The 14970-nt window shown below is 74.0% G+C and carries 12 protein-coding genes; 4 read left to right on the top strand and 8 right to left on the bottom strand.

The window, feature by feature from the left end; genetic code table 11:
• Window positions 1-39: 39 nt before the first annotated feature.
• Window positions 40-2553: a bifunctional FO biosynthesis protein CofGH gene (locus ACIBBA_RS06670; protein ID WP_396694450.1), complete on the bottom strand. Its 2514-nt coding sequence runs from the start codon at window positions 2551-2553 to the stop codon at window positions 40-42.
• 174 nt (window positions 2554-2727) lie between these two features.
• Window positions 2728-3705 carry a hypothetical protein gene (locus ACIBBA_RS06665; RefSeq protein ID WP_396694448.1) on the bottom strand — a complete coding sequence of 326 codons (978 nt, stop codon included), beginning with the start codon at window positions 3703-3705 and terminating at the stop codon, window positions 2728-2730.
• A 99-nt stretch (window positions 3706-3804) separates the two neighbouring features.
• Between ACIBBA_RS06665 and cofD the strand changes: the two genes are divergently transcribed.
• Together cofD and ACIBBA_RS06655 are read left to right on the top strand one after the other, a co-directional pair.
• Window positions 3805-4794, top strand: a complete 990-nt coding sequence (gene cofD, locus ACIBBA_RS06660) for a 2-phospho-L-lactate transferase (protein ID WP_396694446.1) — start codon at window positions 3805-3807, stop codon at window positions 4792-4794.
• Window positions 4791-5885, top strand: a complete 1095-nt coding sequence (locus tag ACIBBA_RS06655) for a coenzyme F420-0:L-glutamate ligase (RefSeq protein WP_396694444.1) — start codon at window positions 4791-4793, stop codon at window positions 5883-5885. The genes cofD and ACIBBA_RS06655 overlap by 4 nt, the downstream gene beginning before the upstream one ends.
• A 22-nt stretch (window positions 5886-5907) precedes the next feature.
• Here ACIBBA_RS06655 and ACIBBA_RS06650 read toward each other — a convergent pair whose 3' ends face one another.
• A complete protein-coding gene (locus ACIBBA_RS06650) occupies window positions 5908-6912 on the bottom strand; it encodes an ArsR/SmtB family transcription factor (protein ID WP_396694442.1) in 1005 nt (334 codons plus the stop codon).
• Window positions 6913-7281: 369 nt separating this feature from the next.
• Window positions 7282-8364: a hypothetical protein gene (locus tag ACIBBA_RS06645; protein WP_396694440.1), complete on the bottom strand. Its 1083-nt coding sequence runs from the start codon at window positions 8362-8364 to the stop codon at window positions 7282-7284.
• A gap of 39 nt (window positions 8365-8403) precedes the next feature.
• On the opposite strand from ACIBBA_RS06645, the gene ACIBBA_RS06640 reads away from it, so the two are divergent.
• A complete protein-coding gene (locus ACIBBA_RS06640; RefSeq protein WP_396694438.1) occupies window positions 8404-9006 on the top strand; it encodes an NUDIX hydrolase in 603 nt (200 codons plus the stop codon).
• Here ACIBBA_RS06640 and ACIBBA_RS06635 read toward each other — a convergent pair.
• On the bottom strand, window positions 8975-10063 hold the full coding sequence (locus ACIBBA_RS06635) for a mannose-1-phosphate guanylyltransferase (RefSeq protein ID WP_396694436.1): 1089 nt from the start codon (window positions 10061-10063) through the stop codon (window positions 8975-8977). The genes ACIBBA_RS06640 and ACIBBA_RS06635 overlap by 32 nt on opposite strands.
• A gap of 61 nt (window positions 10064-10124) precedes the next feature.
• Window positions 10125-11270 (bottom strand): glycosyltransferase family 4 protein, encoded by a 1146-nt coding sequence (locus ACIBBA_RS06630; protein WP_396694434.1) that lies wholly within the window; start codon window positions 11268-11270, stop codon window positions 10125-10127.
• Window positions 11271-11425: 155 nt separating this feature from the next.
• Between ACIBBA_RS06630 and ACIBBA_RS06625 the strand changes: the two genes are divergently transcribed.
• Window positions 11426-12112, top strand: coding sequence for a TIGR03089 family protein (locus tag ACIBBA_RS06625; RefSeq protein ID WP_396694432.1), 687 nt, complete (start codon window positions 11426-11428; stop codon window positions 12110-12112).
• A 191-nt stretch (window positions 12113-12303) separates the two neighbouring features.
• On the opposite strand, the gene ACIBBA_RS06620 is transcribed toward ACIBBA_RS06625, so the two are convergent.
• Window positions 12304-14292: an acetoacetate--CoA ligase gene (locus ACIBBA_RS06620; protein ID WP_396694430.1), complete on the bottom strand. Its 1989-nt coding sequence runs from the start codon at window positions 14290-14292 to the stop codon at window positions 12304-12306.
• A 153-nt stretch (window positions 14293-14445) separates the two neighbouring features.
• A complete protein-coding gene (locus tag ACIBBA_RS06615; RefSeq protein ID WP_350867188.1) occupies window positions 14446-14964 on the bottom strand; it encodes a hotdog domain-containing protein in 519 nt (172 codons plus the stop codon).
• Window positions 14965-14970 lie beyond the last annotated feature (6 nt).

Here is a 14970-nt window from a genome sequence, read left to right as displayed (position 1 = left end):
CGTCCGTTGGTACGGCCGGCGGCGCGAAAAGGTTCGACCTCAGGGCAGCAGATGACCGTACGCGGTGCTGCGCTTACGCGCCGGACGCCCGGCAGCCGTCGCGATCGCCCGCAACTGCTCCTCCGTGCGGGCCGAACCGTTGGCCGAGCCGGCCATCCGGGAGATGGTCTCCTCCATCAGCGTGCCGCCCAGGTCGTTGCAGCCACCCTGGAGCATCGCCACCGTGCCCGCGTCGCCGAGCTTCACCCACGAGCACTGGATGTTGTCGATTCGCCCGTGCAGCAACAGCCGGGCCATCGCGTGCACCACCCGGTTCTCCCGCCAGGTCGGCCCGGGCCGGGCGATGCCGGCCAGGTAGATGGGCGCGTTGGTGTGCACGAACGGCAGCGCCACGAACTCGGTGAAACCACCGGTGCGGTCCTGCACCCCGGCCAGCACCCGGAAGTGCGCCAGCCACTGCCCGGGGTGGTCGACGTGCCCGTACATCATCGTGGAGCTGGAGCGGATGCCCAGCTCGTGGGCGGTGCTGACCACCTCGACCCAGGCGGCGGCGGGCAGCTTGCCCTTGGTCAGCACCCAGCGGACCTCGTCGTCGAGGATCTCCGCGGCGGTGCCCGGGATGGTGTCCAGCCCGGCCTCCCGCAGCAGGGTCAGCCACTCCCGCACCGGCACGCCCGCCTTCGCGGCGGCGGTGACGATCTCCATCGGCGAGAAGGCGTGCACGTGCATCTGCGGCACCCGCGCCTTGATCGCCCGCACGATGTCGGCGTACCCGGTCACCGGCATCTTCGGGTCGATGCCGCCCTGCAGGCACACCTCGGTCGCGCCGGCCGCCCACGCCTCCTCGGCCCGGTCGGCCACCTGGTCGACCGAGAGCCGGTACGCGTCCGCGTCCCGCTCCCGCTGGGCGAAGGCGCAGAACCGGCAGCCGACGTAGCAGACGTTGCTGAAGTTGATGTTCCGGTTGACCACGTACGTGACGTCGTCGCCGACGGTCGCCCGGCGGACGTCGTCGGCGAGCCGGCACAGCTCGTCCAGCGCCGGCCCGTCGGCGCCGAAGAGCGCCAGCGCGGCGTCGGTGTGCCGGGGCTCCAGCAGCGCCGCCGGGTCGTCGGCGGCGAGCCGCAGGCCGGCCCGCAGGTCGGCGTCGGCGGAGCCGGCGGCGGCCGGTGCCGCGGTCACCTTCGTGGCGACCTCGGCCCAGTCGCCGTAGACGCTGTCGAAGTCGCCCCGGCGGTCGTCGGTGCGGCCGGTGCTGTCGATGGTGACGTGCAGGTCGGTCCGCCCGCCGAACACCTCCTCCGGCTCCTGCCACGGGCGGCCGACCGGGCGCGCGTCCGCGACGGCCAGCCCGGTCTGCGGGTCGGCCAGCGCGGTGACGTGTGCGAGCAGCCGTGGGTCGAGCCACGGGTCGCCGGCGCGGACGTACTCCGGGTAGATGGTGAGCCGCTCCCGCAGGGTGAAACCGGCCTCGGCGGTGCGCCGGGCCAGATCGTCCAGGTGCGGCCAGGGCCGCTCCGGGTTCACGTGGTCCGGGGTCAGCGGCGAGACCCCGCCCCAGTCGTCGATGCCGGCGCGCAACAGCAGGTCGAACTCGCCCGCGATGAGGTTCGGCGGCGCCTGGATGCGGGCCCGCGGCCCGAGCAGCACCCGGGCCACCGCCACCGTCGCGGCCAGGTCGTGCAGCTCGGCGTCCGGCATGCCGCGCATCGCGGTGTCCGGCTTCGCGCGGAAGTTCTGCACGATCACCTCCTGGAGGTGGCCGTACTCGCGGTGCGCCCGACGAATCGCGAAGATCGCGTCGACCCGCTCGGCATGCGTCTCCCCGATGCCGATGAGGATGCCGGTGGTGAAGGGCACCCCGACCCGGCCCGCGTCGTCGAGCACCCGCAGCCGCACCGCCGGCTCCTTGTCAGGCGAGCCGAAGTGCGGGCCACCCGGCTCCGACCAGAGCCGGGTCGCGGTGGTCTCCAGCATCATCCCCATGCTCGGCGCGACCGGCTTGAGCCGTTGCAGCTCCGACCAGGAGAGCACCCCGGGGTTCAGGTGCGGCAGCAGGCCGGTCTCCTCCAGCACCGCCACCGCGCAGGCCCGCACGTAGTCCAACGTGGAGTCATAGCCCCGCTCGTCCAACCACTGCCGGGCCGCCGGCCAGCGCTCCTCCGGCCGGTCACCGAGGGTGAACAGCGCCTCCTTGCAGCCCTGCTCGGCACCGGCCCGGGCGATCGCGAGCACCTCGTCCCGGTCGAGGAAGGGCGCCGGCAGCCGGTGCGGCACGGTGGCGAAGGTGCAGTAGTGGCAACGGTCCCGGCAGAGCCGGGTCAGCGGAATGAAGACCTTCTTGGAGTACGTGACCACGCCGGGTCGGCCGGCCTCACGCAACCCCGCGTCGCGAATCCCGGCGGCGACGCCGAGCAGTTCGTCGAGGGACTCACCGCGAGCGCCGAGCAGCGCCGTCGCCTCGTCGACGTCCAGCGCCCGCCCGGTCGCGGCCCGGCGCAACGCCCGGCGCACGCTCGCCTCGGTCGGGCCGGACTCGGTGCGATCAACCATCCGCTCAGCCTAAGCCGTGATCGGGACGGCGCCGCCACCTCCGCCCGCACCGTGGGCAAGCCCACCCCGCGCGGGATCAGGCGGCAACAACACGGAAAGAGTGGCCTCCCTGGCGCGGGAGGCCACTCTTTCACCGAAGGTGCGCGCGGCTCGACGGCGCGCGGCGCGGCCGGGTCAGCGGGGGGCGTTCGGGTCGTCGCCCGGGTTGATCCGCTGAGTACGGTCGCTCTCGCCGTCGATCGGGCGCGGAATCGCCTGGGTGGGCTCGGCGGGCTGGCGCGGGATCGCCTGGGTCGGTTCGGCCGACGGCGGCTGCCCGAACGGCGGCGCCGAGTGCGGAGCCGGACCGGCCGGCGGGGCCGACTGCGGAACCGGGTTGGCCGGCGGCGCCGAGTGCGGCGCGGGGTTGAACGGCGGCGCCGACTGGGGCGCCGGGGCGAACGGCGGGGTCGGCTGGCCGTACTGGCCGGGCTGGCCGGCGTACGGGCCGGGGTAGCCAGGCTGACCCGGAGCCGGGTAACCGCCGGGCTGGCCGGGAGCGGGGTAGCCACCGGGCTGACCGGGAGCCGGATAGCCGCCCCCCGGCTGGCCGGCGCCGGGCCAGCCACCGGGCTGCTGCGGCCAGCCGGCCTGCGGCGAGCCGTAGACGCCCGGCTGGGGCTTGGGCTTCGGCACGTAGTAGAGCGCCCGCCAGACGGTGAAGACGACGTACGCGGCGACCGCGAAGATCGCCAGCCAGGCGACCCGGGTGAGCAGGCCGAGCAGGGCGTCGAGCACCTCGCCCTCGGCCAGCCGGCCGACCAGCCACATCAGGAAGGTCAGCGCACCGAAGAGCGCGCTGGCGGCGTACTCGGCCAACGCCACCTGGGTGATCAGTTTGGCCTTCGCCAGCACCGGCTGGACGTGGGTGGCGAGCAGCACGGCCAGCACCGGCAGCACCACCGCCTCGACGCCGATGAACGCGAAGAAGGTGCTGCCCGCCCGGTCGGTGAAGGTCCCGAAATCGGCGGGCGTCAGCAGTCTGATCAGGCCGACGAAGAGCAGAACGGCATTCGCGCCGAGCAGCACGAGCGCCGCCAGTTCGCGTAGCGGCTTGGTCAGCTGGCGGGCCTGCGTCGCGTCGGCGGACGCGGGCTCGGCGGGGCTGGTCACGAGCTCCCCCTCGGGGCGAAAGCGGACAGTTGCCGACGTGAGCCTAGTCTCCCCGACCACCGGCGGACCGCAGGCGTCTCGTGCGCGAGGATGGACGGCATGCGCATCGTGGTTCTCGCGGGCGGCATCGGCGGCGCCCGGTTCCTGGTCGGCGTGCGGGAGTACGCCCGCCAGGTGGGCGCCGAGGTGACCGCCGTGGTCAACGTCGGCGACGACCTGTGGCTGCACGGCCTGAAGATCTGCCCCGACCTGGACAGCGTGATGTACACCCTGGGTGGCGGCGCCGACCCGGAGCGGGGCTGGGGGCGGGTCGGCGAGAGCTGGACGGTCAAGTCCGAGCTGGCCGCCTACGGGGCGGAGCCGACCTGGTTCGGCCTGGGCGACAAGGACATCGCCACCCACCTGGTGCGCTCCACGATGCTCAACGCCGGCTATCCGCTCTCCGCGGTGACCGAGGCGCTGGCCACCCGCTGGCAGCCCGGCGTACGGCTGCTGCCGGCGACCGACGACCGGCTGGAGACCCACGCGATCGTGAGCGGGGCGAGCCCCGCGGCCGCGAGCACCGCCGGCACGGCCGACGTCGACGGCGGCCAGCGGGCGATCCACTTCCAGGAGTGGTGGGTGCGATACCGGGCTGACATCCCCACCCACCGGTTCGTCTTCGTCGGGGCCGAGACCGCCAAGCCGGCGCCCGGGGTGCTCGACGCCATCGCCTCGGCCGACATCGTCCTGATCGCGCCCAGCAACCCGGTGGTGAGCATCGCTCCGGTTCTGGCCGTGCCCGGGCTGCGCGAAGCGATCATCGACGGTCCGGCCCCCGTGGTGGGCGTCTCGCCGATCATCGGCGGCGCGCCGGTACGCGGCATGGCCGACCGCTGTCTGGCGGTGCTCGGCGTGGAGTGCAGCGCGGCCGGGTTGGGCGGCCTCTACGGCGGCCGGTCGGCCGGCGGCCTGCTCGACGGCTGGCTGGTCGCCGAGGAGGATGCCGGCACGCTGGTGCCGGAGGTGACCGTCCGCGCGGTACCGCTGCGGATGACCGACGAGGCGGCGACGGCGGCGATGGTCCGCGCCGCGGTGGAGCTGCGGTGAAGCTGGAGATCCTGCCGGTGCTGGGCATCGGCGAAGTGTCCGAGGGCGACGACGTGGCGGCGCTGATCGCCGCCGCGGCACCCTGGCTGCGCGACGGCGACGTGCTGGTGGTGACCAGCAAGATCGTCTCCAAGGCGGAGGGGCGGCTGGTCGACGTCCCGGCGGACGGGCCGGAGCGGGACACCGCCCGCGACGAGGTGCTGGCCGCCGAGACGGCTCGGCTGGTCGCCGCCCGGGGCGCGACCAGGATCGTGCAGACCCACCACGGCTTCGTGATGGCCTCGGCGGGGATCGACGCCTCGAACGTCGACAGGACCCGGCTGGTGCTGCTGCCGAAGGACCCGGACGCCTCGGCGCGATCGCTGCGCGCCACCCTGCGCGAGCGCTACGACCTGGACGTCGCCGTGATCATCAGCGACACCATGGGGCGGCCGTGGCGCAACGGGCTGACCGATGTGGCCCTCGGGGTGGCCGGGATGGACGCCATCCGGGACCACCGCGGCGAGGTCGACGCCTACGGCAACGAGCTCCAGCTGACCCAGATGGCGGTGGTCGACGAGTTGGCCGGCGCCGGCGAGCTGATCAAGGGCAAGATCGACCAGGTGCCCGTCGCGGTGGTCCGTGGCTACCTGGCCGCCACCCGCTCCGACCCGGACGAGGTCGGCGCGACCGCGCTGGTCCGGGACGCCGCGCAGGATCTCTTCTCGCTCGGCACCGCCGAGGCGAAGGCGGCCGGACTGGCCGCCGCCGTCACCCTGCCGGACGGTCCTGGCCCGGCGCCGGCCGACCCGGCCGCGGTCGGCCGCGCCCTCGCCGCGGTGACCGACGTGGTCGCGCCCGGCACGGTCTTCACCCTGGTCGCCGAGGACGACGAGCTGCGGGCCGGCCTGATTGACGCGGTGCCCGGCTGGCCGGAGCAGGCCACCACCCTGATCCTCGGCTCACCGCCGACCCCGGTGGACCCGACCGACCTGGTCCGGTTCGGCGCCGACCTGCACCGGCTGCGGATCGCCCTGGCCGCCGAGGGAGTCCCGTCCCTGCTGCTGCCGCCGCCCGCGCACAGCACCGCCAGCGCCGCCCTGGCCCTCTGACCCTGGCCCTCTGAGCCCCGGATCAGCTCTCCAGGACGGCGCGGCCCAGCGGGGTCAACGTGTGCAGCACGGTGTTTCGGTCCCGCTGACTGACCAGCAGCCCGGCGTTGCGCAGCACGGTGGCGTGCTGGCTGGCCGCTGCGGCCGAGATGTTCAACCGGCGGGCCATCTCGCCCGTGGTGCAGCCGTCGTCGCTGACCTCCAGCACCGCAGCCCGGGTCCGACCGAGCAGCGCGGCCAGCGCCTCCCGGCCCGGGTTCGGCCCGGACCCCCCGCCGCCCTCCCCCGACGCGGGAGCCAGCCCGCCGAGGCGGTCCACCGGATAGACCAGGACCGGCGGAAGCGCCGGGTTGAGCAGCGCGACGGGGGTACGCGCGCAGAAGAACGACGGCACGAGCAGCAGCCCTCGCCCGTCCAGGTGCAGCTCACGGCTGTCCGGGTAGTCGCGGACCTCCAGCACGCCGGAGTCCCACCGCATCGCCGGCCGCAAGCTGGTCAGCAACCCCTCCACCCCGCCGTCGAGCAGGGCCCGGGCCCGGCGGCTGCGGTCCGCCTCCACGGCTGCCTGGATCCGCGCCCAGTAGGGGCTGATCGCCAGCGACCGGTACTGCTCCATCGAGTCGGTCAGCTGCCGCAGCACCTCCGGCTCGCCCCGGGCCAGCGCCGACGCCGACGAGGGCAGCAGGTTCTCGGCGGCCAGCACGGTCAGGTCGTGGTGCAGCAGCGGCACGGGCGTGCTGCGGACCGCGTCCAGCCCCGCCTCGAAGCCGCTGACGCTGGCGTACGGGGTGAGGAAGTCGGGGAAGTAGCCGCGCGGCGGGTTGAGCGCGAAGAGCAGCCGGAGATGGTCGGAGGCGATGTCCTGGCGCAGGCCACGGGCCACCGCCCGGCGCCAGGTGGCCATCAACGGATCCCGGCTCCGGCCTTGCAGCAGGTGCAGGCTGAGGACCATCTCCCAGACCGGGTCGGCTCCGGGCGCGACCCGGGTCCGGAGGATGTCCTCACCGGAAAAGTAGATCTTCAGCATGACCCGCTCCCGTTCGCCCGGTGGGGGTTACCGGACGACCGTTTGCACTCTACCGGCCGGCACTTATCTCCATCTTTAAGCCACGGCTGAAAAACCTCGACGCCCTCGGGGCCGGTTGGGCATGCTTCCACTGCCCACCAGCGGTGTCGGCGCGTCAAACGCGCTCGGCACCCGGGCACCGGGACCGGGGAGGACCGGCGACCGGGCGGCACCACGAGGGTCTGCGGCCCATGCACCGCAGGGGTGCCGCCCGGCTGTCCCGCCCGGCGCACGCGACGCGGCCCGACCGCCGCACCGCCAGCCCGCCCGGCGACCGCCATCGAGCGCGCCGCCGGCCGACGACCCGCTGCGGCCCCGCGTACCGACGCATCAACCCACCCAGAGCGCCACCCGGTGATCCTCGTCGGTGACGTAGAAGCATCGGCCGTCCAGCTCCGCCAGCCCTTCGACGTGGTGGAACGGCGCCAGGTCGGCGACCAGCTCCCCGGCGAGCAGGTGGGTGTCCCCGGCCGGCACGTCGGCCGGATCGCCGACGAGGGCCGGCGACGGACCGGCGGGCAGCCGGAACCGGATGTGCCGGGCGGTCACCTCACCGCCGCCGGGATGGTCGTCGAGCAGCACCGAGCCCTTGCCGAGCGCGTCGATGGACCCGATCACGGCCGCGTACCCGCCGTCCGGGCCGGCGGTGATCGCCCGGAAGCCGGTCAACGCGCCGGGTGGGGTCACCCCGCTGAGCGCGTACGCCCGCACCGCCAGCGGCCAGGCCGGCTCGGCGTCGAACATGGCCGGTACGCCGGCCAGCTCGACCAGGATCGGCTCGCCGTCCACGGTGACCGGAAAGCGCAGCCCGAGCAGCACCGTCCCGGTCGCGGTGAAGGCCGCCGCCTCCACGTTCAACGGGAGATCGTCCGGGGCGAGCCGGCTGACCCAGCTCTTCGCCCTCGCCGTGCCCCGGGCCAGGGTCTCCACGATGAACCGGGCCCGCACCCGCTCCCCCGGCGGCAGCGGGGTCAACGCCGCGCCGGCGAGCGCGTCGTTGATCGCCCGGTGCACCCGGAACCGGTTCCGCACCACCTGCACCGGCAGCGGACCGGTCGCCGCGTCGTCCTCACGGAACCGCGCGACGAAGGCCCGCCGGGGCCGCAGCGGACCGGCCTTGGAACCGAAGTGCGAACCGAAGACGTAGACCCAGCCGTCGTGGTGGGCGAGCGCCTCGCCGTCCTCGGTACGGCCGTTCTCCATCCCGGCGTCGGCGGCCACGTGGTGGGCGACCCACGCCCCGTCGTCCCGCTCCAACAACAGGGCCAGGCAGCGCTCCACCGGCCCCTCGTCCAGCACCGTCCAGAAGCCGCGCCGGGCACCGTGTGCGCGCAGCAGCGCCGCGGACCGGACCGGTAGCAGATCGCTGGCCTCGTTGCCGCCGACGACGAACTCGAGGAGTCGCAGGGTCACCCGGCAAGGGTAGGCGGCACCGGCTCGTACAGTGTCGGCATGCCCGAAGCCCCGCCCACCACCGCTCCGGCCACCACATACGCCGCGCTGCACGCGGACGCGACCACGCTGCTGGCCGGCTGGACACCGACCAGCCCGGCCGCCGCCGTGGCCCGGGACCGGACGCTCGCGCTGCTCACCGCCGGGCCGGTGGCGATGAGCCGGGAGCACCGCCCGGGGCACGTCACCGCCAGCGTGCTCGTGCTCGACGCCACCGGCACCCAAGTGCTGCTCTGCCTGCACGGCAAGCTGCACCGCTGGGTGCAGCTCGGCGGGCACTGCGAGCCGGGCGACCGGACGCTGGCCGGCGCCGCGCTGCGCGAGGCGACCGAGGAGTCCGGGATCGCCGGCCTGCGGATCGACCCGGTACCGATCGACGTGGACATCCACCCGGTCGGCTGCCAGGGCGGTTCGCTGCACCACGACGTCCGGTTCGCCGTCGTCGCCCCGGCCGGCGCGGTGGAGCGGGTCAGCGACGAGTCCGCTGCGCTCGGCTGGTTCCCGCCGGACCGGCTGCCCGAGCCGCTGGCCGACGGGACCGTCCAGCTCGTCGCGCCGGCCCGCGCGGCGCTCAGACGTAGCCCTCTTCGCCCCGCTCCTTGAGCTCATCGACGACGGCCTTGACGTCCTGGGCCCGGTCGCGCGGGCAGACCAGCACCGCGTCCGGAGTGTCCACCACGATCAGGTCGTGCACCCCGATGGCGGCGACCAGCCGCCCCGAGTGCGGCACCACCACCAGGCCGGTGCTGTCGCGCAGCAGCACGCCCGGTTTCGCGCCGCCGAGCACCACGTTGCCCGCCGGGTCGGCCGGCAGCACGTCGCCGAGGGTGTGGAAGTCACCGACGTCGTTCCAGCCGAAGTCGCCGGGCACCGTCGCCACCCGCCCGGCGGTCGCCGCGCCCTCCATGACCGCGTAGTCGACGGAGATCTTCGGCAACGTCGGCCAGACGGCGCCCAGCACGTCGTCCTGCTCCGGGGTGCCCCAGGCCGCCGCGATCGCGGTGACGCCGGAGTGCAGGGCCGGTTGCTGCCGGGCCAGCTCGGCGAGGAAGACGTCCACCCGCCAGACGAACATGCTGGCGTTCCAGAGGTGCCGGCCGGAGCGCACGTACGCCTCGGCCACATCGGCGGCAGGCTTCTCCTTGAACTCGGCGACCATGCGCAACCCGCCGTCGCCGAGCAGCTTGCCGCACTCCAGGTAGCCGTAGCCGGTCTCCGGACGGGTCGGGGTGATCCCGACCGTCATCAGCAACCCCTTCTCGGCGCCGCGCATCGCCTCCCGGACCACCTCCGCCCACCGCTGCGGGTCGCCGATCAGGTGGTCGGCCGCGAACGAGCCCATCACCGCGTCCGGGTCACGCAGCGCGATCACCGCGGCGGCCAGCGCGATCGCCGCGCAGGAATCCCGGGGCGACGGCTCGACCAGGATGTTCTCCTCCGGCAGGCCGGTCAGCTGCCGCGCCACCGCCGTCACGTGCGCGGCGCCGGTGACCACCAGCGTCCGCTCCGCTGTGGTCAGCGACGCCAACCGCTCGACGGTCGCCTGAAGCAGCGAGGCGGACGACCCGGTGAGCGGGTGCAGGAATTTGGGGTGCCCGGCTCGGGACAGCGGCCACAACCTTGTGCCGCTGCCACCCGCCGGGATGACGGCGTAGAGCATCAGCACATCATGCCCGACGGTCGCTCGCACGGGCGGCTGGTTGCCCGGGCCGCGCGCGGCATCAGGACCGGGCCCGACTCCACGCCGCGATGTGCACCTCGGCGCTGGACTCCCAGGTGAACTCCTTGGCCCGGTCGAAGCCGGCCTTGGCGAGCGTCAACCGGCGCTGCTCGTCGTCGAGCAGGGCGGTCAGGTCGGTGGCGATCTGATCCGGGCTCTCGCTGGTGTAGGCGACCGCGTCACCGCCCACTTCGGGCAGCGAGAGCCGGGGCGTGGTGAGCACCGGCGCGGCGCACGCCATCGCCTCCAGGATCGGCAGGCCGAAACCCTCCCCGTAGGACGGGTAGGCGGCGACCAGCGCCCCACCGAGGAAACCGGGCAGGTCCGCGTAGCGCAGGTAGCCCGGGCGCAGCAGCCGCAGGTGCGACGGCACCTCGGCGACCGCGCGGTCGATGTCGTCGTCGTGCCCCTGACCGCCGGCCACCACCAGCGCCGGCGGGTCCGGCCGGTCGCCGACGGCGCGGGCCCAGCCGCGGATCAGGTTGGGTACGTTCTTGCGCGGCTCCTTGGCGCCGAGGAATGCGATGTAGCTGCTGCTGCCGAGGCCGAGCCGAGCCCGCACCCGGGCCTTCTCCTCCTCGCTCGGGGCGTGGAAGGCGGCGTGGTCGACCCCGTGGTAGGCGACGTCGATCCGGGTCGGATCGGCGTCCAGCAGCCGGATCAGCTCGTCGCGGGTGGCCTTGCTGGGCACGATCACCCGGTCGGCGCGGCGCAGCGACGTCTTGATCGCGCTGCGGAAGAAGGTGCGCCGGGACTTGTCGTAGTGCTCCGGCTCGGTGAAGAAGGTCGCGTCGTGCACCGTCACCGTGACCGGACATCCCGCCCGCAGCGGGCAGGTGTAGAACGGCGAGTGCAGCACCTGCGCGCCGACCTGCTGGGCGAGCATCGGCAGCCCGGTCTGCTCCCAGGCGAGCCGGGCCGGACGGTGCGCCACGGCCGCGGGGGCGGGGATGATCTCCGCGCCGGGCAGCATCCGGGTGTAGCGCTCCAGGTCGGTGCGGAGGCTGACCACGGCCAGGTCCACCCCCGACCCGCACACCTTGCCGAGGGCGCCGAGCAGGCCGTCAACGTATCTACCGACGCCGCCGCGGTCGGCGGGGACGCTCGTGGCGTCGATGAGCACGCGGGGCGGGCGACCGGCGGTCACGGGGCGACTCCTTGATGCTGGTGGATCTGTGGGGAACAACACTCCGGGGGATAAGCCTACGCCGGAGCCCGCCCCGGACGCTGACTGCGACCCGACGGTACGCCGACTTGTCATCGTCATCGAGTACGGCCCGCGAGCGCGTATCGTTCGCGCCGATGGCCGAGAACATTGCCCGGGCGCTCGCCGACGCGGTGGCGCCCGACCCCACGCGACCGTTGCTCACCTGGTACGACGACGCCACCGGCGAACGCACCGAACTTTCCGGCGCCACGCTGGCGAACTGGGTGGCCAAGACGGCCAACCTGCTCGTCGACGAGGTCGCCCTCGGGCCCGACGACACCGCCGGGGTGCTCCTGCCGCCGCACTGGCAGACCGCCGCGGTGCTGCTGGGCTGCTGGTCCGCCGGGCTCACGGTGGCCGAGGCGCCGGGCCCCGTCGACGTGCTCTTCGCCGCCGCCGACCGGGTGACCGAGGCGCAGGCCTGGCCGGCGGGCGAGCGGTACGCGTTCGCGCTGGCCCCGTTCGCCCTGCCGCTGCGCGAGGTGCCGTCCGGCTTCGCCGACTTCGTGGTGCAGGTACGCGGCCACGGCGACCACTTCACCCCGTACGCGGCCGGTTCGGGCGACGCCGACCTGCTGGCCCGGGCGGCCGCCCGGGCGACGGAGTTCCGCCTCACCGCCGGGGACCGGGTCCTGGTCGACGCGGCCCGCCACCCCGACCCGGTGGACTGGCTGCTCGCCCCGCTCAGCGTCGGCGCCAGCCTCGTCCTCTGCGGCAACCTCGACCCGTCCCGCCTCCCCACCCGCGAGACCACGGAAAAAGTCACCCGCACCCTGACCTAACCCACCCCCACCCCCACCCACCCCGCCCCGGACCCCACCCCCCGCCCCCGCCCCGCCCCCTTGCCCCGTCGATCATGGAGTTGTGGTGGGCGGTTCGCGCCGCTTCGTACCTTGTGTGAGGCACCACAACTGCATGATCGACGGCGGCAGCGCGGGCCGGCGCGGCGCGGGCGCGGCGCTGCGTGGGTCGGTCAGGAGGTGGGGGTGACGTGGTCGTGGGGGGCGCGGCGCTGGGCCAGTTGGGCGAAGGCGGTCAGCGACTCGGGGTTGGCCAGGGCGCCCTTGGCGGCGGCGCGGTCGACCGGGGTGCCGGTGAGGATCTTCTTGACCGGTACCTCGAGCTTCTTCGCCGACAGGGTGCGCGGCACCGCGCGGACCTGGTGGATCTCGTCGGGCACGTGCCGGGGCGAGAGCGCGGTCCGCAGCTCACGGCAGATCCTGCCGCGGAGCGCGTCGTCCAGCTCCAGCCCCTCGGCGAGCACCACGAAGAGCAGCAGCTCGCCGGCGCCGCCCTCGTCGTCCTCCAGGTGCACGACGACCGAGTCGACGACCTCGTCCATCCCCTCCACCACGGAGTAGAACTCGGCGGTGCCCAGCCGTACGCCGCCCCGGTTGAGGGTCGCGTCGGAGCGTCCGGTGATCACGCAGCCGCCGCGCTCGTTGATCGTGATCCAGTCGCCGTGCCGCCAGACTCCCGGATAGACGTCGAAGTACGCCTCCCGGTAGCGCGCGCCGTCCGGGTCGTTCCAGAAGCCCACCGGCATGCTCGGCATCGGCTCGGTGATCACCAGCTCGCCCAGCTCACCGATGACCGGGGTGCCGTCGGCGGAGCGGGCCTCGACCTTGGCGCCGAGCGCCCGACAGGTGATCTGACCGGCGTGCACCGGCAGCAGCGGAACCCCACCGACGAAGCCGGTGCAGACGTCCGTGCCGCCGGAGAGGGACTGGAGCTGGAGCTGGTCATCGACCGTCTCGTACACCCAGGTGAAGCCCTCGACGGGCAGCGGCGCGCCGGTCGAGCCGAGGCCGCGCAGCGCGCCGAGGTCGGCGATCTCCGCGGGCACCAGCCCGGCCTTACGGCAGGCCAGCAGGTACGGCGCGGACGTGCCGAAGTAGGTGGTGCCGCTCTCCTCGGCCAGTCGCCAGAGCGCGCCCAGGTCCGGGTGGCCCGGGTTGCCGTCGAAGAGCACGATCGCCGCGCCCACCGCCGGCCCGGAGACCAGGAAGTTCCACATCATCCAGCCGGTGGTGGTGAACCAGAAGAACCGGTCGGTCGGGCCCAGGTCGTGGTGCAGCGCGAGCATCTTCAGGTGCTCCAGCAGGATGCCCCCGTGCCCGTGCACGATCGGTTTGGGCAGCCCGGTGGTGCCCGAGGAGTAGAGCACGTAGAGCGGATGGTCGAAGGCGACCGGGGTGAAGGTGAGCGGCTCGTCGGTCGCCGCGGCCAACTCGGCCCAGGAGATCGCTCCCGTCGGCTCGGCGGCGGGGTCGAGGTAGCCGATGCCGACGGTGTGCTGCAGCGACGGCAGGGCGGCCTGGATGGCGGCCACCTCGGCCCGCCGGTCGACCGCCTTCTCGCCGTACCGGTAGCCGTCGACGGCGACCAGCACCTTCGGCTCGATCTGCTGCCAGCGGTCGGTGACGCTGCGGGTGCCGAACTCGGGCGCGCAGGAGGAGAAGATCGCGCCGAGGCTGCTGGTGGCGAGCAGCAGCACGTAGGTCTCCGGGATGTTCGGCGCGTACGCCGCCACCCGGTCGCCGGCGGTGACGCCCAGCCGGCGCAGGCCGGCGGCCACCCGGCGGACCTGCTCGCGCAGCTCGGCCGCGGTGAGGGTGACCGGCGGGCGGGTCTGCCCGTACGCGATCACCACCGGCTCGTCGTCGTCCCGGCCCGGCATCCGCAACACGTTCTCGGCGTAGTTGAGCGTGGCGCCGGGGAACCAGCGCGCCCCCGGCATGCCCCGGTCGACCAGCGTCGCGGTCGGCGGGGTGTGCGCGACCACCTCGAAGTGCTCCCAGATCGAGCTCCAGAACGCCTCGAGGTCGGTGACCGACCAGCGCCACAGCGCGTCGTAGTCGGCGAAGTCCAGGCCGCGGTGTTCCCGCAGCCAGCGCAGGTAGTTCCCGATCCGGGACCGCTCGCGTACGTCCGCCGGCGGCGTCCACAGCACGTCACCCACTGCTCCACCCTCCCCTGGCCCTGACACGACACTGTGAATGGGCCGTGGCGCCATCTTGCCCTACCTCAGAGCGCCATTCTGCGCACCGGGTGCCGCCGCCGACGCGTGCCCGGCCCACACCCCCACCAGCCACCCTGTGTGGGCGCCGGTTCCTCAGCCGGCCCGGTGGGCCTGGATCGCCCGGCGGCGGGCAAGCCGGTGCGCCCGGCGGATCTCCGCCTCCCGAAAGCGGCGCTCGTCCTCCGGGGTCTCCGGCAGCACCGGCCGGACCGCCCGTGGCGCGCCGCTCACGTCCACCCCGACGAAGACCAGGTACGCGGTGGCCACCCGCACCGGTTCGTCCTCGGCCGAGTCCCACCGCTCGGCGACCACTCGGACGCCGACCTCCATCGAGGTCTGGCCGCTCCAGTTCACCTGGGCGTGCGCGTGCACCAGATCGCCGACCCGGACCGGCTCGGAGAAGACGATCTCGTCGATCGCGGCGGTCACCGCGGTGCCGCCGCTGTGCCGGGCGGCGGCGGCTCCGGCCACGTCGTCGACGAACTTCATCAGCACGCCGCCGTGCACGGTTCCGTAGAGGTTGACGTCCACGGCCGTCATGATCCGGCTCAACGTGACCCGGGAGTAGGACGTCGGCTTGCCCGACGGTGCGGTGGAGGGGTGCTCGGTCATGTCGGA

The organism is Micromonospora sp. NPDC051006, assembly GCF_044456245.1.
Classification (GTDB): domain Bacteria; phylum Actinomycetota; class Actinomycetes; order Mycobacteriales; family Micromonosporaceae; genus Micromonospora.
Note: the sequence above shows the minus strand (reverse complement) of the source record. Positions and strands in the feature narration are given on the sequence as shown.

Coding starts and splice junctions, on each gene's coding strand:
- ACIBBA_RS06670 (WP_396694450.1), bottom strand. CDS start 2,553: ATGGTTGATCGCACCGAGTCCGGCCCGACCGAGGCGAGCGTGCGCCGG.
- ACIBBA_RS06640 (WP_396694438.1), top strand. CDS start 8,404: ATGCCCGAAGCCCCGCCCACCACCGCTCCGGCCACCACATACGCCGCG.
- ACIBBA_RS06625 (WP_396694432.1), top strand. CDS start 11,426: ATGGCCGAGAACATTGCCCGGGCGCTCGCCGACGCGGTGGCGCCCGAC.
- ACIBBA_RS06635 (WP_396694436.1), bottom strand. CDS start 10,063: ATGCTCTACGCCGTCATCCCGGCGGGTGGCAGCGGCACAAGGTTGTGG.
- ACIBBA_RS06650 (WP_396694442.1), bottom strand. CDS start 6,912: ATGCTGAAGATCTACTTTTCCGGTGAGGACATCCTCCGGACCCGGGTC.
- cofD (WP_396694446.1), top strand. CDS start 3,805: ATGCGCATCGTGGTTCTCGCGGGCGGCATCGGCGGCGCCCGGTTCCTG.
- ACIBBA_RS06615 (WP_350867188.1), bottom strand. CDS start 14,964: ATGACCGAGCACCCCTCCACCGCACCGTCGGGCAAGCCGACGTCCTAC.